This window comes from Xanthomonas sp. NCPPB 2586 (assembly GCF_041475775.2).
GTDB lineage: Bacteria > Pseudomonadota > Gammaproteobacteria > Xanthomonadales > Xanthomonadaceae > Xanthomonas > Xanthomonas campestris.
In genome coordinates, this window is record NZ_CM192981.1 from 1929467 (window position 1) to 1950379 (window position 20913).

At 60.9% G+C, this 20913-nt stretch carries 26 protein-coding genes, 1 tRNA gene and 1 pseudogene; 5 read left to right on the forward strand and 23 right to left on the reverse strand.

The window, feature by feature from the left end; translation table 11 throughout:
• Positions 1–4: 4 nt before the first annotated feature.
• From ACCQ09_RS08170 to ACCQ09_RS08180, 3 genes are all read left to right on the forward strand, one after another.
• Complete coding sequence (locus ACCQ09_RS08170; protein ID WP_228427966.1) at positions 5–3706, forward strand: pilus assembly protein; 3702 nt, start codon at positions 5–7, stop codon at positions 3704–3706.
• A complete protein-coding gene (locus tag ACCQ09_RS08175; RefSeq protein ID WP_040941056.1) occupies positions 3706–4116 on the forward strand; it encodes a type IV pilin protein in 411 nt (136 codons plus the stop codon). Before ACCQ09_RS08170 ends, ACCQ09_RS08175 begins: the two co-directional genes overlap by 1 nt.
• A 57-nt stretch (positions 4117–4173) precedes the next feature.
• Positions 4174–4250: transfer RNA gene (locus tag ACCQ09_RS08180), tRNA-Asn, on the forward strand.
• 77 nt (positions 4251–4327) lie between these two features.
• Here ACCQ09_RS08180 and ACCQ09_RS08185 read toward each other — a convergent pair.
• The 16 genes and pseudogenes from ACCQ09_RS08185 to ACCQ09_RS08260 form a co-directional block, all read right to left on the reverse strand.
• Positions 4328–5569 carry a site-specific integrase gene (locus ACCQ09_RS08185; RefSeq protein WP_040941057.1) on the reverse strand — a complete coding sequence of 414 codons (1242 nt, stop codon included), beginning with the start codon at positions 5567–5569 and terminating at the stop codon, positions 4328–4330.
• Positions 5569–5787 carry a hypothetical protein gene (locus ACCQ09_RS08190; protein WP_040941058.1) on the reverse strand — a complete coding sequence of 73 codons (219 nt, stop codon included), beginning with the start codon at positions 5785–5787 and terminating at the stop codon, positions 5569–5571. Before ACCQ09_RS08190 ends, ACCQ09_RS08185 begins: the two co-directional genes overlap by 1 nt.
• On the reverse strand, positions 5784–5993 hold the full coding sequence (locus ACCQ09_RS08195; RefSeq protein ID WP_040941059.1) for a DUF7696 family protein: 210 nt from the start codon (positions 5991–5993) through the stop codon (positions 5784–5786). Before ACCQ09_RS08195 ends, ACCQ09_RS08190 begins: the two co-directional genes overlap by 4 nt.
• Entirely contained in the window at positions 5990–6262 is a 273-nt protein-coding gene (locus tag ACCQ09_RS08200) for a hypothetical protein (RefSeq protein WP_162866371.1), read from the reverse strand. Before ACCQ09_RS08200 ends, ACCQ09_RS08195 begins: the two co-directional genes overlap by 4 nt.
• A complete protein-coding gene (locus tag ACCQ09_RS08205) occupies positions 6259–6483 on the reverse strand; it encodes a hypothetical protein (RefSeq protein WP_040941060.1) in 225 nt (74 codons plus the stop codon). Before ACCQ09_RS08205 ends, ACCQ09_RS08200 begins: the two co-directional genes overlap by 4 nt.
• Positions 6480–6752, reverse strand: coding sequence for a hypothetical protein (locus ACCQ09_RS08210; RefSeq protein ID WP_040941061.1), 273 nt, complete (start codon positions 6750–6752; stop codon positions 6480–6482). The genes ACCQ09_RS08205 and ACCQ09_RS08210 overlap by 4 nt, the downstream gene beginning before the upstream one ends.
• On the reverse strand, positions 6745–6927 hold the full coding sequence (locus ACCQ09_RS08215) for a hypothetical protein (RefSeq protein WP_040941062.1): 183 nt from the start codon (positions 6925–6927) through the stop codon (positions 6745–6747). The genes ACCQ09_RS08210 and ACCQ09_RS08215 overlap by 8 nt, the downstream gene beginning before the upstream one ends.
• Positions 6920–7345 (reverse strand): annotated as a pseudogene (locus ACCQ09_RS08220) (hypothetical protein). The gene ACCQ09_RS08215 and the pseudogene ACCQ09_RS08220 overlap by 8 nt, the downstream one beginning before the upstream one ends.
• A 78-nt stretch (positions 7346–7423) precedes the next feature.
• Positions 7424–7696, reverse strand: a complete 273-nt coding sequence (locus ACCQ09_RS08225; RefSeq protein ID WP_040941063.1) for a hypothetical protein — start codon at positions 7694–7696, stop codon at positions 7424–7426.
• Positions 7696–7983, reverse strand: a complete 288-nt coding sequence (locus ACCQ09_RS08230) for a hypothetical protein (protein WP_040941064.1) — start codon at positions 7981–7983, stop codon at positions 7696–7698. Before ACCQ09_RS08230 ends, ACCQ09_RS08225 begins: the two co-directional genes overlap by 1 nt.
• Positions 7980–8198, reverse strand: coding sequence for a hypothetical protein (locus ACCQ09_RS08235; protein ID WP_040941065.1), 219 nt, complete (start codon positions 8196–8198; stop codon positions 7980–7982). Before ACCQ09_RS08235 ends, ACCQ09_RS08230 begins: the two co-directional genes overlap by 4 nt.
• 326 nt (positions 8199–8524) lie before the next feature.
• Positions 8525–11221: a toprim domain-containing protein gene (locus ACCQ09_RS08240; RefSeq protein ID WP_040941066.1), complete on the reverse strand. Its 2697-nt coding sequence runs from the start codon at positions 11219–11221 to the stop codon at positions 8525–8527.
• A 9-nt stretch (positions 11222–11230) separates the two neighbouring features.
• Positions 11231–11443: a hypothetical protein gene (locus ACCQ09_RS08245; RefSeq protein ID WP_040941067.1), complete on the reverse strand. Its 213-nt coding sequence runs from the start codon at positions 11441–11443 to the stop codon at positions 11231–11233.
• Positions 11440–11712, reverse strand: coding sequence for a hypothetical protein (locus ACCQ09_RS08250; RefSeq protein WP_040941068.1), 273 nt, complete (start codon positions 11710–11712; stop codon positions 11440–11442). The genes ACCQ09_RS08245 and ACCQ09_RS08250 overlap by 4 nt, the downstream gene beginning before the upstream one ends.
• Before the next feature lie 10 nt (positions 11713–11722).
• A complete protein-coding gene (locus ACCQ09_RS08255) occupies positions 11723–12043 on the reverse strand; it encodes an ogr/Delta-like zinc finger family protein (RefSeq protein WP_040941069.1) in 321 nt (106 codons plus the stop codon).
• A gap of 2 nt (positions 12044–12045) precedes the next feature.
• A complete protein-coding gene (locus tag ACCQ09_RS08260) occupies positions 12046–12303 on the reverse strand; it encodes a DNA-binding protein (protein ID WP_040941070.1) in 258 nt (85 codons plus the stop codon).
• A gap of 70 nt (positions 12304–12373) precedes the next feature.
• Between ACCQ09_RS08260 and ACCQ09_RS08265 the strand changes: the two genes are divergently transcribed.
• Positions 12374–12811 (forward strand): helix-turn-helix domain-containing protein, encoded by a 438-nt coding sequence (locus ACCQ09_RS08265; RefSeq protein WP_040941071.1) that lies wholly within the window; start codon positions 12374–12376, stop codon positions 12809–12811.
• A 148-nt stretch (positions 12812–12959) separates the two neighbouring features.
• Positions 12960–14327 carry a PIN-like domain-containing protein gene (locus ACCQ09_RS08270; RefSeq protein WP_040941072.1) on the forward strand — a complete coding sequence of 456 codons (1368 nt, stop codon included), beginning with the start codon at positions 12960–12962 and terminating at the stop codon, positions 14325–14327.
• Between the two features lie 90 nt (positions 14328–14417).
• Here the strand turns inward: ACCQ09_RS08270 and ACCQ09_RS08275 are convergent, their stop codons facing one another.
• Genes ACCQ09_RS08275 through ACCQ09_RS08305 form a run of 7 tightly spaced genes read right to left on the reverse strand, consistent with a single transcriptional unit; the run spans position 14418 to position 20910 of the window.
• The gene (locus ACCQ09_RS08275; protein WP_040941073.1) at positions 14418–15413 is read right to left on the reverse strand and encodes a phage late control D family protein; all 996 of its coding nucleotides are present in this window, start codon (positions 15411–15413) and stop codon (positions 14418–14420) included.
• A complete protein-coding gene (locus ACCQ09_RS08280) occupies positions 15410–15811 on the reverse strand; it encodes a phage tail protein (protein ID WP_040941074.1) in 402 nt (133 codons plus the stop codon). Before ACCQ09_RS08280 ends, ACCQ09_RS08275 begins: the two co-directional genes overlap by 4 nt.
• 12 nt (positions 15812–15823) lie before the next feature.
• Entirely contained in the window at positions 15824–18694 is a 2871-nt protein-coding gene (locus tag ACCQ09_RS08285) for a phage tail tape measure protein (protein WP_040941075.1), read from the reverse strand.
• Between the two features lie 29 nt (positions 18695–18723).
• Positions 18724–18837 carry a GpE family phage tail protein gene (locus tag ACCQ09_RS08290; RefSeq protein ID WP_005922203.1) on the reverse strand — a complete coding sequence of 38 codons (114 nt, stop codon included), beginning with the start codon at positions 18835–18837 and terminating at the stop codon, positions 18724–18726.
• A gap of 8 nt (positions 18838–18845) precedes the next feature.
• Complete coding sequence (locus ACCQ09_RS08295; protein WP_040941076.1) at positions 18846–19148, reverse strand: phage tail assembly protein; 303 nt, start codon at positions 19146–19148, stop codon at positions 18846–18848.
• 46 nt (positions 19149–19194) lie between these two features.
• Complete coding sequence (locus tag ACCQ09_RS08300; RefSeq protein WP_040941077.1) at positions 19195–19704, reverse strand: phage major tail tube protein; 510 nt, start codon at positions 19702–19704, stop codon at positions 19195–19197.
• 30 nt (positions 19705–19734) lie between these two features.
• Positions 19735–20910 (reverse strand): phage tail sheath protein, encoded by a 1176-nt coding sequence (locus ACCQ09_RS08305; protein ID WP_228427968.1) that lies wholly within the window; start codon positions 20908–20910, stop codon positions 19735–19737.
• Between the last annotated feature and the right edge of the window lie 3 nt (positions 20911–20913).

Genomic DNA, 20913 nt, shown 5'->3' on the forward strand with positions numbered 1-20913 from the left:
CGTCATGAGCACTCAAATGAAGAAATCTACGCTCAAAGATCGACTGCTCTTGGTCGTTGCCGGCGTTCTTATTGCGGTCGCTGGAGGTGCAGGCGCCGAGGTGGACGTGTCACAGTCTCCCTTATACGTGGGAAGTAATGTTCCAGGCAATTTGGCATTGGTGCCGTCAGTTGAGTTTCCTACAGTCATCAGCGTCGCTAATCTTGGCAACTTCGCCGTTGCGTCAAAATATGTCGGCTATTTCAATTCGTCTAAATGTTATAAATATAATTATGACGTGAATGAAGCGAATCGATATTTTTATCCTGTCGCTACGCCAGTGCCGGATGCAAATTTTCGTTGTAACGATGCGGCCACGTGGTCAGGAAATTTCCTGAACTGGGCGGTGACACAGACCATTGATCCATTTCGTTCTGCGATGACAGGTGGGTATCGGGTTGTGGATACCCCGACAACCACAATCTTGGAGAAGGCAATCGGCGAGCGCGTCAATACTGGTAATTTCCCGCGCCGAACGATTACGGGAAGTAATTTGGTTCAGAGTGTCATGGCGTCTAAGTGGAACAAGGCCATGATTCGAGTGGATGGCCTAGGAAATAAGATGTGGATAACTCAGGACATTAATTTGTCCTCGGCATCTACGCCCTTGGTTGTCTACGACCCCTCAGTACACAGCCTGGATGGGAACTGCGTTGCCCGCAACCGTTTCGGTCAATGCACAACGGATGATACAGACGTGGTTTTCGAATTAAGTGTCCGTGTTAAGGTTTGCGACAATGCTGCAGGCCTTGAGGATAACTGCGTCCGGTACTCCCAAGGTTATAAGCCTGAAGGCCTGATTCAGGAGTATTCGCAAAGGATCAAGTACAGCATTTTTGGTTATTTGAATATAGATGGTAACGGTGTAGATACCGGCGTGCTGCGCGCACGACAGAAGTTCGTTGGCCCTAAAACCTATAATCCGGAGGAGGGCGCTGCTGACAATCTTGCCAGGGAATGGGATCCAGTTACTGGCGTACTCCGTCAAAATCCTGATGGTGCGGATGCAACGTCGACATCCACTGCTGTTGGAATGACAATTGCGAATAGCGGTGTCATTAATTATTTAAATAAGTTTGGCCAGATGAATACTGGTAAGACCACCAAAAGTAATGATGACGTGAGTGAGCTTTACTACGCTGCATTGCGCTATTTTAAGAAGCAAGGGGATGTGCCGGCGTACTCCGCTTTCACTGCGACGAACGCGACTGGTAGATACCAGCAGGCAGATGCCTTCCCGGTGATCGCTGAATGGAATCAGAAGGGGCTGGATCCCGTTGCTTATTGGTGTCAAACGAACGTGATTTTAGGAATCGGCGATACCAATACGCACAATGATAAGAATCTTCCTGGCGTCTCAGCAAACGGGGGGACGCTGGATGGTACCCCTGTTCTGCCTGCGGAAGTGAGTGCGGATAATACAGTTGACGTTGTCCGCTTGCTTACGAATATACTAAGAATGGAAGGGCAGACTGCTGCGAATGCTTTTTCCAGGTCGACAACTCCGAACTTCAATGGCAATGGAAACTCCGGTTATATAGCATCTTTGGCGTATCACGCTCACACTACGGATATTCGTCCTGATCTCCAGGGGCAACAAAGTATTTCCACGCACTGGGTCGATGTGGTTGAGAATGGTGACTACAAGAGCAAGCTGACCAATCAATATTGGTTGGCTGCCAAGTATGGTGGTTTTACCGTGCCGGCTGGTTACGATTCTACGACGCGGACGACTCCTCTTTCCAATGCGGATTGGTGGACCACGACCGAATTGGTGAACAATGTTGCTGGCTATCAGCGGGCCGATAACTACTATATTGCGGCTGATGCCGGGAAGATGGTTGCTAGTCTGAAGCGCGCTTTCGAACGAATTATTGATGAAATGAAGGGCTCGGCTTCTTCTTTGGCGAGTAATACGACAAAGCTGGAAGCCGGGGCTATGACGTACCAGTCACTTTTCTACAGCGGCACATGGCGCGGTGATGTTGTTGGGTATAACGTTAATCAGTCGACGGGTGCGCTGACGCAAGCTTGGAGCGCAAATAGCGCGTTTCCTGCCTGGGATCAACGTACAATCAAGTTCGCCGGTGCGGCTGGCTTGGCCAACTTCGCGTTTGGTAACCTAGGCACAACTCCGCTCTCTTCCGCCACTCAGGTTCAGATCGATTATCTTCGCGGAAGCCGTGTTGCCGAGAGGGCCAATTTGGGCACCTTGAGGACACGCACCGGAATTATGGGTGATATCGTCAATTCCCAGCCTGTGTACGTTGGTGCGCCGAATTCCCGGCTGTATGCTGCTGCCACGTTTACAGGCGCGTCTGCATACCCTGCATTCGCTGCCGTGCAGGCTAGCCGCACGCCAACAATTTATGTCGGCGCCAATGACGGAATGTTGCACGGATTTAATGCTGGTACGGGCGCAGAGACATTCGCGTTTGTACCTAGGGGCGCAATGACTAACTTGCTGGCCTATACTAATCAGAATTATGAACACAAGTACTATGTTGATGGGGAGCTGACGGTTTCTGACATTTACGACACGGTCAACGGCCGTTGGCGTTCGATTCTCGTGGGTACGCTTGGGCGAGGGGGGCGCGGTGCTTTTGCGCTGGACGTAACGGATCCCGGCAATGTGACATTGCTTTGGGACAAGACGTCGGGCGAGATCACATCCATGGGGAATAACTTGGGCAAGCCGATCATTGGTCAGCTTACGTCTGGTGCTTGGTTCGCGATGATTGGGAATGGCCCTAATAGTCCGGGTGATGGAGCCGGGCTAGTTTTGATAGGGTTGTTGACTGGTGCCGTTACGGAGATCAATACCGGCTCCACTGGATCGAATGGATTATCCGGTGTGCTAGCGTGGTCGTCAGCGAATAATTCGATTGTGGATCGCATATATGCGGGCGACCTGAAGGGTAATATGTGGCGCTTTTCGATGGCGGGTACTGTTGCGACTGTCACTAGGCTATTTACCGCGTCTTTTGGTAGTCAAGTGCAACCGATCACTGCGGCTCCCGCAGCGGCGAAAGACCCGTCAACTGGCTCCACTTGGGTATTTTTTGGGACTGGTAAGTACTTGTCAGATGGTGACTTGTCAAATAAAGATGTACAGACTTGGTACGGGCTTGTGGATCGCAATGCGACGATTGCAAATCGTACCGGGCTCAATGCTGTAGATATCCTTAGTGAGGGAACCGTTGGCGGCTTTACGGCGCGGGTTATCGAAGATCAGGCCAATTCGGGAATTAACGGTTGGTACATGGATTTGATTTCACCTGTGTCCGGTCGTCAGGGCGAGCGAATGGTGGTTTCTAATTTCTTCCAGGGAACCGCCCTGATTGGTACGACGCGTATACCCGATGCGGGGGATGTGTGCAGTCCCAGCGGAAAGGGGTTCGTGATGGCGATTAATCCGTTTACCGGCGTACGCCTCCCTCAGTCTTTCTTCGATCTCGATGGCAGTGGAGGTTCCAGCACAGGGGATACGCTGAATGGCAGTCCTGTTTCTGGGCTGGGGCTTAACAGTAGCCCCAACAATCCTATATTCCTTGGTAACGTTATGCAGGTTGGGCTTGACGATGCCACGACTATCAGTGTGGGCACGAACAGTAGTGCCCTGAGCATGCGGCGTGTATCGTGGCGCGAGTTGGTGAGGAGCGAGTGATGGGAAATATTAGTGTGGCGAGGAAAGATCGCGGATTCACACTGATCGAGATCATGATCGTGGTCTTGATTGTGGGTGTCCTTGCTGCGATTGCTATGGCTAGCTACAAAAACTCTGTAATCAAGTCGAGACGTTCCGCAGCCGCGGTGTGTCTGCAGGAACGTGCGCAACTCATGGAGCGGTTTTATACAACGAGGATGACGTATGTCGGTGCGCCTGCTCCTTCGGTCTGCAACGCAAGCCTTGCCTCCTTTTACGATGTATCGAACGATCCAGCGCCCACGGCCAGCACTTTTCGCATCAAGGCTGTTCCGAAAGGGGCACAGGCGAGCGATACCAGTTGCGGGACCCTGGCCATTGACGAGAAGGGCGCGCGTACAGCGTCTAGCAGTAGCAACGATTGTTGGTAAGGACTCGCTGTTGGGTGCTTGCATGTTGTGGTGCCCTCCCGTACTATTTGCCTCCCCGCCCGAATAGCTCAGCCGGTTAGAGCACTTGACTGTTAATCAGGGGGTCGTTGGTTCGAGTCCAACTTCGGGCGCCAGAAACATCAAGGGCTTGCGAGAAATCGCAAGCCCTTTTTCGTTGCGCCGGGAAAATTGCCGGGAAAAATAGGTGTCCTCACGACGCTGAGGAGTCGAGCAAGTCGACGAACGCCAGTGCATTCGCCAGCGCCTCATCAGTGGGCAACTCCGGCGGTGCAATGACCTGGAGCTCGTGATCGTAGCGATGCGTCATCTGCGGCGTGACGTGTCCTGCAGCATCTTGCTTGTGTGCCCGCGTGCCACGTGTATCGGTGACACCGCGATGCTTGAGCCCGTGCAGCGTAAAGCGCGCCTCTTCCTCAATCACGCCGAACTCGATCGCTGCGGTGATCAAGCGCTGCCAGGCCGTCTTTAGTGTCGAGCGCGCCAAGCGGGTGCCAGTCTGGGTGACCAATAGCCCGCGCTGCTCGGGGCGCAGGGGCACCGGTCGCCTATGTGCCTGGATGCGTTGGGCGCGGTAGTCCCGCAGCCAGGTCCACGCCCACCAAAGATCATCGTTCCACAGGGTGATGTTGTCGCGAGAACCCTTCCGGCGCGTGCACCGCACTCCCTGCTGAAGCGCATCGGCGTCTGTCAGGTCTGTCACCTCGATCCCTCGCAGACGCGCGTTATAGGCCAGCACCATCACTGCCGGCATGTACGGCGGGACCGCGCCTTTGGCATGCAGTGGCAACGCAGCGCGCTCTTTAGCGAACTCAAGCACCGCCAGGAACGACTGCGGGTCCGGCATCTTTGCATCGGCACGCTCTTTGGCTGCCCGCACGCCGCCGGCCGGGTTGGTTTTGCAATGGCCAATACGTATGCCCCAAGCGAACAGCCGGTGCAGATAACGCAGCGTGTGATTGGCGGTGGATGGTCGGGCAAGCAAGGCGGGCTGGATAGCAGTTGCTTCCCGCCCCTTGGCGAGTGCCTCGACCAGGCGCTGCACCAAGGGAACGGACAAGCGATCGACCAGTAGGCTTCCGAACTTGCTGCCGTCCTTCAGCACGTAACCGCACGCCACCTCGGCATGGCGATCGTAGTCATCGCGAGTGCTGCGGGACAGATCGCGGTACTCGGTGGATTGCTTGAACGCGTTGGCCAGGTACTGCAGCGAGCCGACCAGGCCGGCCCCTCGCGATGCCTCCCTGGCTGCGTGGAGGTCAGAAAGCCGCGCATCGGCGTAGGCGATCGTGCGCTTCCTTGTCGGGCCGCCCTGCGGATGCGGCTCGATGATGTACCAGCGCCCATCGGCCCAGTAGACGCCCTTCGGGAGGGCGTCTTGGTCGATGTGCCGAGGGATATCCGGGTTGAACTTGCGCTTCCTGCCGCGTCCCATCAGATGAGTTCCTTGTTGTGTAGCTCGGTCGTTGCCTGGGCCAGGCCCAACGCCGCATTGAGTGCGTCTAGCGTGGTCCAGATCCCGCCTTGTCCGTCGTACCTATAGAGAATTCCTTGCTCGCGAGCCCAGCGCACTACCGTGGACGCGCGGGGAACAGGGCCGACCGGCGCGCAGAGGCGGCGCAGATCCTCGAACGTGATGACCGCACTGCTCACGCACGTTGCTCCATGTCCCACTCCCGTCTGCGTCGCCATTGCATGCGCATCTCCTCCACCAGCAAGTCAGCCGCCGCATAGCCGCGCTGGGCGGCGATGCGGAGCCGCAGCTCTCCTACCTTGGCCGCGCTCACGTAGCCCTGGCGGAGCCAGTGGCGCGCCTCACATGCCCGACGTAGGCCCTCGCTGCTCGCGCTATCGATCATCGCTGGCGCGTGCCGGTAAAGCGCAGGCCGAGCTGCACCACGTTTGCCGGGCAAGGACGTGGCTGACGCGGCGTGCGTATCCGATGGGCGCGGCGCCACTCGGTCATGGCCAGCTCGTAGCTGGGATGCTTCTGCGTGCGCCCGCACACGCACTCAATGAAGTGCCCGCCGCCCGCCTCAACGCGGCGGGCGTCAAGCATGTGTCGGGCCACATGGCCATTTGCGCAAGGCGGCAAAGTGTTGTCGTGGTCGACCTGACGTTGCGTCACGGTACCTCCAGGCTTAGTACGCGCTCGGCATCTCGCAGGTGCTGCACGGTGTCGGAGTCGATCCGGTCCAGCGCCTGGGCGGCGGTATATCCCATATCTGCCAGCCAGTCGTGGCGATTCAGCACCAGGGCGGCGGTGAGTGCCTCACCCGTGGACAGGGGGCCAGGCTCTCCCAACCGCGCGGCGGCGCGCGCAATCTCGATCGTGCGCTGCAGATTCATAGGGTCGCCCTCCAGGCGGCGCCCAGGCGGGCGCGCACAACATCGATGTGCACAACGGTCAGGCCCCAGCGCACTGACCACGTGCGGGCCTGCTGCTCGTTGCAGGTCAAGATCAGTTGTCCTTCTGGCTCCACCCGATCGGCGCGCAGCCCAAACAGCACTTCGTCGAGGTCGACGACAGCCTGCAGGTCATACAACTGGCGCATGGCTTCTGCGTTGAGTGTCTTGCCGCTTCCCTGGGGACCGACCACGACAACGGACTTAGCCATGAGCAACCTCCCGGCGGACGGCCATCCGAGCGCGACGGCGCAGCCGCTGCGGTACCTGGCCGACCGCCAAGCCGGTCTGAGTAAGGCGCGGGCGGCGGGTGGTCCACAGCCTGTACACCAGGGCGCCACCGGCCGCCGGGGCCAGGACCATCGCGAAAGCGAGCAACTCAACCATGGCTCACCTCCCGTGCGGCCTGGGCCACAGCGGCAGCTGCGGCCGCAGTTGGCCTGCGCGGCAGCATGTTGGCCAGGTCAAAGGGGAAGTCCAGGCCGTCCATGAATTCGGCAAGCTCTGTGCTGATGCAGCCTTCCGCCTTGGTCCACAAGCGAGGGCCGTCGATGAGCTTCCAGCCGCTACCGGGGCCGCGGCGGCGCTCCTAAGACTGGCGAGCTTCGCGGAGCGGCCCCATGCTCAGAGCGGCAGTGACCACGACCGAGCCATGCGTGACATGCATGGTGATGGTCGCTGAGCAGTCGCCCGTGCCTCTGTCGTAGGCGACGACGGCCGGCGTGGTAGCCTCCGGGCCGGGTCCGGTGCCCAAAGCCAGCGGACGTGCTGCCGTGGCTGGACGTGTTCCAGTTTGCTGTTGCATATCGACTCTCCTGAGTTGCGTTGGTGGAGGGCCTTGGGGCGGTGTTACAGCACCGCCCGCCGGCCCGCTGTTGCGGGGTTAGATCAGGTCGGCGCCAGATGGCGAAATGCTGGGATCAAGCTCGCGCAGGCACTGCGCGCCGCCGAGGACATCAAGCAGTTCGTGGCGGATGTACTCGGCCACTGCCGCCGGTCCGTCGTGATTGATGCCTGCCTCGATCGCGATGTCGTTGGTCAGCGCGGCAAGCAATGCCGCCGCGTGATACGCGCGCCAGAGTCGGAATTGTTCCTCTTCGCTGATCGAGAAATCAGCGTCCTCCGGCAGGTGTGTGTTCGGATGAGTGGCGTCCATCAAGCCACCTCCAATGCAGGCATTCGCTCTATCACCCATTCCTGCAGCGCGGCGGCCTCGGCTTCCGGCATGACCACGTGCAACGAGCCGATGACCAAGCCGGTGCCGTCATCGACAAGAAACAACGCGCTCGGCTCATCGATCGCGCTGCAGGCGAACATCACCGGTGGGCTGTCATGCAGACCGTCGGCGTACAGCTCTGCCAGCACGTCGGTCGCACGGATCTGCAGGAGCAGGTAGACGCCTGGAGCGATGCGCGTCGCCTTGTGCAAGTCGCGCCGGCTCACTGGCGCACCTCGGCCGGGTCGGCATTGATGCTGGAAATAGCGGCCTCGACATCGGCCAGTGTCAGTGCCTCGGGAGCTTTGCCCGTGGCTTGCAGCTTCGCCTGCAGGGCGAGCCAGGCGGTGTGATTCCAGTCGAGGGTGTCGGCGATCAAGCCAAAGAAATGGGCGATTTGACGCGCGGCATTAGCCGGCGCTTCTTGAGCGTCGTCGGACATGGTGGATTCCTTGAGTTGGCTGGAATCCGCCACTGCCGAGGCTAATCGGAGGTGGCGGACGGCACGGGTTAGCCTTACCGGACTCAAGGAACCGGCGGGCCTTGCGGCCCCCACGTACCGCCCGCCATAGAACTGGCCGGCAAGCGCCCGAACAAACGCAGGGCGATAAAAAAGCGCCTTGCATCGATCGATGGGCGCTGGTGCGCCTTGAGAAATCAGGAGGCTAATCCCGGTCGCCGATTTGGCGGCGACGGGGTAATGGTTGCTCCGCTGCTGGGCGGATGTCAACGAAAATTTCCCAAAATTTCCCACCTGGGCGAGCGCGCTCATTTCTGGAACACCCAACACTTGACCGTTGTGCCGACACCCGTCAGATCATCCTTGAGGACAGCGCTGTTGACGGCCACGTTCGCTCCGATGAATTTGTGCCGGCGCGAATCACCGAGCAACGCACGCAGCACCTTGAGATCGGGCACGGCTTGGCTGAACTGCGCAGCCCGCGCAGCGAAGTGGTTGAGGTTGATCGCAATCCGCTGTGCATCGCGGCTGTGATTGACCACAGCTTTGCCGTGTCCGGTGGCTTCGAGGTATTCGTAGACCTCCCAGAACTCGTTGACCATCGCGTGGTCGGCGCTGATCGCCTTCTGCCGTTCCAGCGCCATATCCAACAACGCGAGCCGCGTCTGCTCCACCATCTCGTCCGGGATAGCGATGACCAGGCGCAGGCAGTCGAACAGCGCCAGCATCTGCGCGTGGTTCTTGATGACGCGTTCAAGGCGGAGATCCTGCTGCGCCCGCAGCTTGGCCTCGAATACCTTCGCGCGCTCCGCGAACAGATCGAGGACGGCGCGCTCTTGCCGAACAGCACGCACAAGGAAGTGGCTGACTTCTTCGACCTGCAGCGCGTTGAGGTTGTCGGCCGCGATGCGGCTTTCGGTGGTGACCTGCGGCCGCCTGAAATGCAGCTTCACGATGCGCGTCAGGATTGCTTCGCTGGCGTCCACTGCAGCGTTCTGGGTGATCACGATGGTGCCGCGAAATGGCGGCTCGTAGGTCTCGTTGCCGCCGTTGCGCACGCCGCGTGTCGCCAGGGTGCCGCCGCCGAAGAAGTCCTTCAGCTCATCCCACTCGAACGTCTTGGAGTGCGCTTTGTCTGGCTCGCTGCGGTCCGCCTCCAGCAGGACGACGGGCATACCTGACACCTGGCCCATGGCGCGGGCACGGCCGGCCTTGGACGACTTGGCCGGGTCGAAGCCCTCGTAGTCTGAGCGGCCAAGCAGCTTCCACAGGAACGTCAGCAGCGTAGTCTTGCCGGCGCCGGCCTCACCGGTGGCTTCAAGGAAGGGAAAGCTCTTGTGCCCAATGCGGATCTGCTCGGCAAACAGTGAGCCAAACCAGAACGTCATCGCGACCATGCCGTGCGTGCCGAAGCACTGCCACAGCCATGGCAGCCAATCCACGCGGAACGCCTCGGCGTCGCGCTGGATCTCCAATCGGATGGACTTCTGCGTGGTCTTCAGGCGCAGCTTGTCGAACTCGAAATAGTCCTCCTCGTTGGCTGTCACCAGCTCGCCGTCGCGCACGGCAATATCGCCGAGCAGATAGGCGCGGTGTTCCTTGCTGTAGCCGACGAAATCGATAGCGTCCACCGTCTTGATCGCCTCGGTCTGCTCTTCAATCAGGCGGTCCAGCTGGTGGCCGCTGCCGGTGAACATCGCGCCGGCGGCCAGGGAAATGAGGCGCTTCTTGAACTCGGAAGCACTGGCGACATGCCCACCTGTAAAGGTGCCTTTGATGCTGGGTCCATCGTGCGGAAAGTCGACGCGGAAGTAGTACCAGCTTTCGTCGGTGACCTCCTGGCGCTGGAAATACAGGGCTTCCGGGAAGCAGTTGGCAATCTTCTGGACAGAGCAAGCGGCCCGCTTGATCTTCCGCAGATCCTCGGCTTGCAAGTCGTCCGCATCGTCAGCGTCGACGTCCCCCAACTTCTCTTTGCGCAGCTTGTCGAAGCGCTGGGTGTCGAAGTCGAACCAATACAGGCGGGAGCGGTACTCCAGCCAAAAGTCGTTACGGCCATCGTGCTCGAACATCAGCAGTCCTTTGTCCACCGCGGTGCGGGCCACGAGCAGGTCGCCCTGGTAGCGTGCTTCCTTGACGTCGTTGTCCCACTGCTTGGGATCATCGGAAGCGATCGCGCGCAGATGCAGGTCGTTCCAGTCGGTTTTCTTGCCGTCGCGCTGGACGATCTGGGCGGCCCGCGAATTGAAGCCCAGCGCCTGGGCGCGCTTGATGTGCTTGTGCGTGTACGCACGTGCCCCCGGCTCGTTGTCCAGTGCCCAGACGAGTGTCGGAAGATCGGCCATGCGTGCCTTGGCCAGCTCGCGCAGCGATTCTTCAGGGAATGCGTTGGAAGACATGGCCGATACCGCGCACATGCCGTGCTGCAGGAGCGCGATGGCATCGAAGATGCCCTCAACAATCCACACCTCGCGTGCCGTCTGCATGGCTGTCAGCGCTGCAGGCGCCGCCCACCACACCCCTGCATAGCTCTGGCCTGGCGCAAAGCGCGCCTTCTGCTTGCCGAAGCGATGCGGGCGGTCGATTAGTCGCTCCCACCAGCCGCCCTTGACCAGCGCAAAGCGCACGGTCGCAGTGCCGGCGCCGATCTTGCGATCGTAGTGGCTGTCCTGGCTGTAGAGGCCCTTGAGCGGCGCCAGATCAAAGCCGCGCGAGAACTGCAAGTAAGCGTCGGCCGCAGCATTGGGCGCTGCCGTCGTTGGCTGGAAGCGCTTGGACCAGTCGTCGAACAGGTCGTCGTACAGATCCTTGACGTGCAGTTCGCGACCGCACTTCGACTGACGGCCGCATTTCACGACCCACGGCTTGAGATGGTGGGTGTAGAGCTCTTTCTTGCTGCACGACGGGCACTTGCCGCCGCGCATGTACTCAGTGCCACTACGGTGTTTGAGTCCGTAATCCCGTTCCAGCCGGGACAGCACCTGTTGTCGCAGATCCTCTTGCATCGAGCTTCCTTAAACGCCGAGCACGCGCCGAGGCGCAGGCGGAGATGTGGCGTTGTCGATCACGTGATAGGCGCCGCCTGCGCGACGGTGCGCATCAATTGCCGCTGCGAGCAGGCGCGCTTCTTCGTGCTTGGCGTGCGGAGCGACGCGCTGTGGGACATTGCTCGCCGCATCGACGAAGCGCGGTTCCTGTGCGGTGAACCAACTATTGGCATGCCTCACGAGCCCACCTCACCATTCGCGTGCTGGAGGTGGAACAGAGCCGTGGCGGTGCCGGTCAGCACGACCAGGCGATCATCAGCAGAGGTCGCAAGTCCTTCCCGCATCAGCGTTGCAACGACGACCGCGCCAAAGCGCTGATCCGTGTCCGTCGGGGCTGTGCGGCCAATGTAGCCGTACGCGGTTTTCACCAGCCCGCCGTGGATGAGGGCGACCTCCAGGCAAAGCTTCGCCGTGGGCGGCAATGCCGCCCAATCAAGGGTCTTTCGCATTAAAAATGCCTCAGATGTGAGGGAAGAGCGGCTCGCCGCTGAGAGGAATCAGATCCAGCTGGCGGTCGCCTAACGACTCGCGGTAAGCCTGCAGAGCTTGTGCGCGCTCATATGCTGGTGTCGGCGGAAGCTCGCTGTGAGAGGTGGGCACACCGCTGGGGCTGGCAATGCCAGTCAACTCCGAATGGCCTGTATAGGTCGCGCCGCACATCGGGTTCTCGCACACATAGGAGTCGTGTCGAAGGAACTTGTGTGCGAGGAAGCTTGTGCGTTTGATCAGCCTTGCACTGCACGCTTCGCAGCGAAAAACGATTTTCTTCCGACCAAACATGCTCACCCCCTTGAGCTTTTTGCGGTTGGGATTTGTGTGGCACTATTGGGTGGTGCCTTGAGACCCAATGCGATTGCCGCTTTGTGGGACTCGCCGTATTTGCCCTGAGAGCGGCCACGGAGAAGGTCATGTACGACCGACCGATCCACGCCGTGCTGCCGTGCGAATGCCGAGACCGTAATGCCATTCGACTCAAGCCACTCTCGCGCCTGTTCCGGGCTGCGAGGCGTGAACTGCTGCATTTGACTCTTACGGGGCATGTGGCGGTTCCGTCTACTTTTGGGAATTTTGTGGACTTAACTCAACATTGTCAAGTAAGGGAATGCCTGTATGTCTGTAGGGAAACGCCTGAAGGAAGAGCGCAAGCGGTTAGGCCTCACCCAGGAAGAAATGGCCGTCCAACTTGGCTTGACGCGCTATGCGCAGCTGAATTTCGAAAAAGACGTCAACCTGCCGGGCGGAGCGTACCTACTCGCCGCATTGGATCGTGGTGTTGACGTCATGTATGTGCTGTCTGGACATCGGGCGCAGTTGGATCCCGCCGACAAGCTTCTGCTGTCCGCGTTCAAATGTGCATCACCGGCTGTTCGCAACGCTGTGCTCGCGGCGTTGGGCCTGTTGACCGATGGCTCTTCTTTGAAGACTGGGGGGAGCCCGGTCGTATCGTTCAACAACAACGAAATTGGTTCTGTAATTTCTACCAGGGCACCGATTGACCAAAGCAATTTGCAGATCAACATGGGCGGCCGGAAAAAAAAGAAATCCTGATCAATCTCAACATAGGACAGCTGGTCCTCGCAAAAGAGGGCGTTATCGGCACTAGCAGCCTGATGTTTAGGGATTGATTTGCCAATTTAAGCAGTCACTCACAAAAAGAGATGCGCTGGCAGCTCATCGTGAAAAACTAGGGGGCTACATGAAGGAAAGCTTTCTCGGCTACTACCAGCCTACTGAAGATGAATTCAATAAGCTTTGGAGCGAAGGGTTGGTCGTGCTTGACACCAATGTGTTGCTGCATCTTTATCGGGTTCCAGCGGGTTCAAGCGAGGAAATTCTTGAAGTTTTTTCTCTTTTGAAGGGAAGGCTTTGGATTCCACATCATGTGGGACTGGAATTTCACCGTAATCGACTTTCAGTAATAGCTAAGGCTCATCGGGATGCGCAGAGTTTATTTGATGACCTCGGAAAGAAGTTTGCAGATTACAATCGAAAAATTGATGAGCTTCAGCTGGCAAAGCGCGGAGTGGGTGATATAGATTCTCTTATAGAAGACATGAAGGCGACTTCGGAAAAAATCGAAGAGCGGTCGAAGATTGCCGTTGCTGCGCAGTTGAAGCCGAACGGCCCAGATCTGATTCTAAATGCTCTTGATGATCTTCTAAAAAACTCGGTCGGCCCTGCGCCATCTACTCAGGAAGAAGTTGATCGTATATGTAGAGACGCCGCGCTGAGGTTTGCCGTCAAGATGGGTCCTGGGTATATGGACGTAGACAAGGACAACGGCGGCGATCCTAAGTTCATGGCCGGCCATTTGGTGTTCGAGAAGCGGTACGGCGACTACCTGCTTTGGACGCAAATGATTGGGCATGTTTCCAGGGCGAAGACGAAGAATGTAATATTCGTGACCTCTGATGAAAAGGAAGATTGGTGGAAGAAAGTGTCGGGGGGATTCCAGGCTGGTCCCTTGCCAGAGCTGCGTGAAGAAATGAGGTCGCTAGGGGGCGTGGATAATTTTTGGATGTATACGCTCAAAGATTTTTTAAAGAAATCAGTTGCGCGGCTTCAGTCAAAAGTTTCATCTGTGGCAGTGTCTGACGTTGAGAGCGTGGATGTGCAAGAGAGATTATTAAAATCCAAGCTGTCTAGAAAAACTGCGAAGCCACAGAAGAAGCTTACAAAGCCTGTCCTGATAAGTGCTGCTAGACTCCTTGGTTATGTGCTTGGTTGGCGTACAGAAGGGTGCAGAATCGGTTTAAGTAGCAGCAAGAACAAGCACGCTGCCATATTCATTAGGGTCGAAAGGGCGCTTCGTACACCTGAAGCCTTGCCGCAGTTAATTGTTGACGCAGTAGCAACGATAGACGAATCGATCCCGATTATTGAGATAATTTTCGCAGCAGATGATCCGCCGTCCGGTGAGGTTGAAATGTATTTAGTGGATATTCTGCCATCTAAATTTTACAACGATGAATCTGACGTTAGGCTTTATTTTGTTGGTGTGCGCTTTGTGTGGAGCACGCTTGGGAATCCTATTATTAGTGATCACGAACTAACGCCCGGTTAAGAATTTATATATTTCTCGGCAAGCGCGAGGGCTGGCTAAACAATCGCACGCGTTAACGGTTGCGCTATGTTGTTGATGTTTCTTCTCTATTTAGGGTTGTTTAACGGCAGTTTCCAATTCAACCCGTGTAGTGAAGCCGCTGAAACCGCTGACGCTGTGGGCAACTTTCGCAATTAACCAGCGTTGCCCATCAATCTCGGGCTTGAAGCCGCTCACCGTGAGGATCTGCTCTGGGAACAGATCCGGCCGCCCGATCGCGAGTGCGTAGTCGAACTTCGCCGCGCCGCGCTTGATTCGCTCCAGCTCGGCGTGTGCATGTTGGCGTGCCGTCGCCTCATCTGCGTATGACTCGCGCAGGCGCTTGGCGTTTTCGTCTGTACCCACAAGCACCGACTGCCGCCGCGCCTTGCCCTTGTCCACCCAGTACGCACGCACGCCGGTGTAGGCGTCGCGGTCCGCTACCGAGTAGCGATGCCGGTCACCGTCGCGGCGCGTTAGCGTGACGGTGGGCAATGGCTTGCCGGTTGACGTTGTGGCTGCGCCGATCGGCGCAAACAGCAGCGCGCCTGCTTTGACGGTGGCCACTGCATCAAAGCGCTGCCCCAGGCGTGTGAGCAGATTCATGTCGCTCTCGTTGGCCTGGTCGAGGTGCGGCAGCTTCGTGCGCGCGAGCGCCTCTGCCACACGCGGCGTCAATCCGTGCTCGCCGGCCAGCGTGTTGAGCACGGCGCCCAGTGTCGTGTTGTGCCAGCTACGTTCGCGGCGCGTGCGCATGTCGGCGGTGAGATCCGCGCTGCGCGCCCGCACGGTGATGACGTCCGGCGCACCGCTGTACTCGACCTCGTCCACGATGAAGGTGCCTTTGTCGACCAGGCCGGTGTCTTTCCAACCCAACGCCACGGCCAGGCGCACGCCGCGCTTGGGGAGTGCCATCTTTCCGTCGTGGTCGTGGATGCGTAGATCCAGCTGGTCGGCTTCGCCGCCGCGGCATTCGGTGAGGGTGAGATCGAGCAGGCGCGGGGCAATGCGCTCGGTGAGGTCGATGCCATCGAGCACCACGCGCCACTGCGGAATCGGGTAGCTCATGCGGCGGTCGCCTCCGGCGTGGCGTCGTCTGCGCGGCGAAGGCTCAGCTGGAACTCAATGCGGCGCGGTGTGCCGTCCTCGAAGAACAGCGAGGCTGTCTCGTTGATGGACAGCAGCAGATACGGCCCGTAGACCACGCCTGCGCCGTCCACCAGCGGCAGCGGCTCACCATCGGCCGCGAGCTTGCGCAGCGTGTCCAGCGATGCCCGCGTGCCGGTGAGCTCGGGTGCGATCAAGCCAGACAGGTCGATGGTGTCATCGCCTGGGCCCAGGAACTGGCTGGCTGGCCGCGCGCCGACGCGCTCGCTGGTGGCATGGCGCCAGCTCATCTGCCGCTGCAGCTGCAGGAAGGCGGCGCTGTCGAGGGAAAACACGAAGGTGCCGTAGGACATCATCATCAGGGCGGATCCTCAGTCGTCGCGCAGGCTGGAGCGGCGGGCCGCCGCTGTGCGCCGGTCGCGCTCTTCAAGTTGGCGGGCGACTTCGCGCGCCAGTGCGGTGGCGTCCATGCCGGGCGCGGCGTGGACGTGGATGACGTAGCTGTTCCCGCCTGCAGGCGCGCCTGGTGCGCGCGCAGGTGCGGTCAATGGCGCCCGGCTGTCGATCGCTGCCACCGGCGCTGTGGCGGTTGCCAGGGCCAGCCCAGCGCCCACCGCACGCATCCGGTTGCCAAGCGCCGTCACGGCCTGCACAGGCGCGCCCTGGCCGCGCTGCAGGCCCACGGTGAGGCCTTGCATGGTGAAGTCGCCCAGCTGGGTGAACACGCGCGAGGGGCTGTGGATGCCCAGCAGGCCTTTGAAGCGATCGACCACGCCGCTGCCGACGCTGGCGATTGCATCGCCGGCGGCGCCGAGCTTGGAGCGGATGCCCTGGACAAGGCCGCTGATCATGTCTGCGCCGGCCTGCAGCATCCGTGCCGGCCAGTTGGCCAGCTGCAGGTTGATGCCGGCCCACAGCTGCAGCAGCCCTTGGCGGATGCGATCGCCGTTCCCGGTGAACACGCCCACGATCAGCGACCAGGTGCCCTGGACCGTTTGCCACACGCCGCCGAGGATCTGCTTGATGACGGGCAGCACGAACACGAACGCCTGCACGAGCCAGCCGATCGCCTTCACGGCCAGCTGTAGCTGGGTGACTAGCACCGCGCCCAGGATCTGCCCGAAGCCGCGACCGGCCTGCGTTGCACCATGCAACTGCGCGGTGGTGGCCTCGAACGGTGCCAGCAGCTGTTTCACCCACGCCCAGGCCTGGCCCATCGCGGCGGCCACCGTGTCCCACACCGGGCCCAGTGGCGCGAGCGCGGTCTGCAGCTCGGCCAGCACCGGCGCGGCCACATCGACGATGCCTTGCCACACGCCGATGGCAAAGGCCTTGATCGGCACCCAGTACTTCCACACCAGCAGCGCCACCGCCGCAACGGCTGCACCGATCGCCAGCACCGGCAGGCTGACGCCGCCGAGCAGCGGCAGCAGCAGGCGCGCACCGTTGGCGAGCATGGGCAGCACGCGGCCGCCGAACGCCAGCCCCTGCCGCAGCAGCGCACCAAAGCCGCCACCGCCCGACAGCAGCGCGACGGCGCCGTGGATCTGCGAGAAGGCCATTGCGGCCACGCCGCCGGCCACCAGCAGCCCGCCCAAGATCGTGACCAGCGCGGCGGCGCCGATCGCCACCTTGGCGATCGCACCGACCAGGGCTGGGTTGGCGCGGATCCACGTTGTGACCTGGCCGACCACGGCAGCGGTGCGTTCGGTCAGTTCCTTGAACTGCGGCAGCAGGGTCTGGCCGATCGACTGGGATACCACCACAGCGGTGTTCTTCAGCAGCTGCAGCGAGTTGGCCGAGGTGGCCACCCGCGATGCGTACTCTGCCGACATCGAGCCGCCGTAGCGCTGCGCGTCCGCGACCTTGGCGAAGTTGCCCTGCAGGAGCTCCAGATTGGTCAGCAGCGGTGCGATCGCGCCGATCGACTCGCGGCCGAACAGCTGCGTCATGGTCGCGGCCTGCTCGGCTTTGGGCAGTGCGCGCAGCTTCTGCAGCACGGACATGATTGCCCCGCCGGCGTCCTTCTGCATCACCTGGGCCATGGTCGTGGCCTTGATGCCCAGCTTGTCGAAGGCCTCGCGCTGGCTCTTGGTGGCCGACTCGCCCGAGGCCAGGGTGAGCAGCATGTTCTTGATGCCGGTGGCCGAAACCTCCGACTCGATACCCATACCGGCGACGGTGGCGCCGAGGGCCGCCAGGGGCCCGCTCTGCAGGCCGGCGACTTCGCCCAGGGCACCGATGCGGTTCACTACCGCGCTGATCTTGTTGACGCTCGCCGGGCCGGTGTTGCCGAGGTAGTTGATCTTGTCGGCCAGCACGACCACCTCGGCCTGGCCCATGCGAAACGCCGTGCGCCAGGTCGCCATCGTCTGGCCGGCTTCCTCTGCGCTGCTGTCGAATGCCACGCCCATCTTCGCCGCGTCCTCAGCGAAGCGGACCAGCTCCTGGCGCGGGATGGACGCTTGGCCGGCGGCCGCGACGATCTTGGCGATATCCGCCGGCAGCATCGGCAGGCGCATGGAGAGGTTCTCCACATCGCGGCCCATCTGGGCGAACTGCTGCGGCGTGCTGAAGTCCACGACCTTGCGCACGTCCGCCATCGCCGACTCGAATTCCATCGCATCGCTGATCGGCAGTGCGGAGGCGCGCAAGGCCCGCTGGCCGGCGAACGCCATACCGGCGCCATAGGCGCTTGCCTGCAGGCCGGCGCTCTGGATGCGGGCGCTGCTGCGCTGTGCGGCGTCGATCGCCACCAGGCGCTGCTGCTGGGCGCGCATGGCGGTGTTGGTGCTCTCGATCTCGCTGCGTAGGCGACGCTCGTGGGTGACGAGCTCGCGCGTGCTGATCCCGGCCGTCTCCAGCCGGCCGCGCAGCCGCTGCAGGCCGGCCTCCTGCGCGCCGTGTGCGGTCTTGAGCTCGCGGGCGGTGCGCACGGCGCGCTCGAACTCGGCATTCATCGCCGCCGTGGGTGTGCCGGCGGCCTTCATCTGTTGGGCAAGCGTGCGTACCGATTGCCGCTGCGCATCGAGCGCGGCCTTGGCGCGCTGTGCCAGCGCGACCTGCTCGCGATAGGCGCCGATGTCGCGGTGTTGGCTGTTGAGTTGACGCAGCGCGTCGCGCTGATTGCGCAGTGCGGTGGCAACGCCACGGCTGCCATTGAGCACACGCCGGAACGGGCCGGTGGCGCGATCGACGGCGGCCAGGATGACCTGCAGGCGCAGATTGTCGGAGGCCGCCATTTAGGCGGCCTCGTTCGTTGGGTGGGGCATCATTCGGCTCCGCTTCGCAGGCGGGCACGCTCGCGCCACGCCGTGAGTTCGTGCAGCGACCAGCCGTCCATTTCAGACGGCGGCCAATGGAAGATGGCCGCGATGTCGGCCATCGCATCCTCTACGCAGTCGGGAAGTCCGCTTCCCTCTGTGCCTTGGGCAAGAAAAAAACCTGCACCTCCTGGCCCACGGCCAGCAGGTCTGCCGGATCCATCGCGTTGACGTCGGCGGTGGTCAGCGTGGGCGAAGAAATACGCGGCAGCAGCGTTGCCAGTGCGGTGACATCCAGCTGCAGCACGTCGGTGAGCTTGAGGCCGCGCAGCTCGCCGGCCCCGGGCTTGCGCACGTTGATCTGGGTGATGGTCTGCTCGCCGCGCGTGATGGGCTGGTCGAGGGGAACGGCTGGGGAAAACGTCGGGGTCATCGGAATGGTCTCAGGACAAAGGCCCGGCGGCGCCAGGCCGGAAGGGTCAGGCGCCGATGGCGCGGCGTTGGGCGGCGAGCAGATCCACGCCATTGACGATCTCGGTCATGTTCACGAAATCGATCTCGATCACGGTGGTGCCGTTGATGGTCAGCTTGTAGTAGCTGGCCGAGGTCTTGACCGAAAACTCGGTGTCATCGCCGGACTTGCCGGTGCCCGGATCGATCTCGCTGTGGCGGCCGCGCACGACCACCTCCACTGCATCGACTTCTGCGGTGTCGTCGCGCTGGTAGGCGCCGGCAAAGCGCAGCTGCACGGCGTTGTGCGTGGTGGCGCCGTACTGATTCAGCACGCTGCGCATCATGCCGCCGCACTTCCATTCGAGCTCGATCTTCTCCTGGCCAAAGTCGATGTCGACCGGGCCATTCATGCCGCCACCGCGATATTCCTCCATCTTGCGGGACAGCGTGGGCAGCTTCACTTCGACCACCTGGCCGAGATAGCTCTCACCGTTGTTGAACAGGTTGAGCGCTTTAAGTTTCTTGGGCAAAGCCATGGGTTTCTCCGGGAATCTAAGGCGGGTGCGTTACGCGTTGACGCGTTCGGCGAAGTCGGCCAGGTAGCTGGTGGTGATCTTCTGGTACAGCTGCAGGTTCTCCAGCGGCGGTACTGGCGTGTAGTCGTAGTCGATGCGCAGCGCGCCATCGGCGAGCGTGGTGGCGCTGTTGACGGTGCCGTCGAACCAGGCGGTGGCATCGATCAGGTAGCCGGACGCCTTCAGGTCGCGGAACTTGGCGTTGATGTCTTCGACGATGTCTTTGACCAGCGAGGGATGCATCGGCTTGTCGACGTAGAACGCCACGCCCTCGGCGATGGTGTCGGCCAGGACCTGGGCGGTACGCGTGGCCGTCTCGAAGGCGAACATGTTGTCCTCCGCGCACGTGCGCGATCCCCAGAAGCGTTGACCGTTGAAGTTGACCAACGTGGTGATGTCGCCCTCGTTGAGCACACCCGCATCGGTGGCCGGATCCTGCAGATCCCAATGCACATCCTTGGAAACGCCAGTGACGCCGGCCACGGGCACATTGGACAGGCTCTTGTGCCAGCCCTGTTCGGTGTCGATCTTGGCGCGCAGGCCGAGCGCACGCGCGGTGGCATATGCGGCGGTCGTGGTGCTGGTGGTGGTATCGAACGCCAGGAAGTCCGGCCAGATCAGCATCAGCTCGCGGTCGCTGAACTGGCCGCGGTAGGTGACTGCCTCGGCGACGGTTTCGGCGACCGGCCGCACATAGGCCATGGCGCGCAGCTTCTTGGCGATGGTCGCCAGCGCCTTGGCCACCGGCAGCGTGTCCAGGCCAGGTGCGCCCAGGATGCGCGGCCGCACGCCCAGCTGTGCCTGCGCGGCGAGCAAGGCATACAGGCCGGTGTAGCCGCTGGACTTGGCCTCGCCGATGACGTTGCTGGACGTCTTGGCTGCATCTTCGCCGTCTGCCACACGCACGACGATGGTCACCTGGTTGGTCTGGTCGGCAATGCCCTGCAGCGTGGCGCGCAAGGTGCCCTTGGTGCCGGCGCTGGCGACCGCACCGAGCACGTCGGTGATCAGCACCGCCTTGTTGAGCGGGAAGATGGTCTCGTCCGCATCGGCGGCCGTGGCGACCAGGCCGACGACAGCAGTGGAGACGGTGCGGATGGTGCGCGTGCCCGCGCTGACTTCGATGACTTCGATGACGCGAACGCCGTGGTGGTAGGCAGTAGACATAGG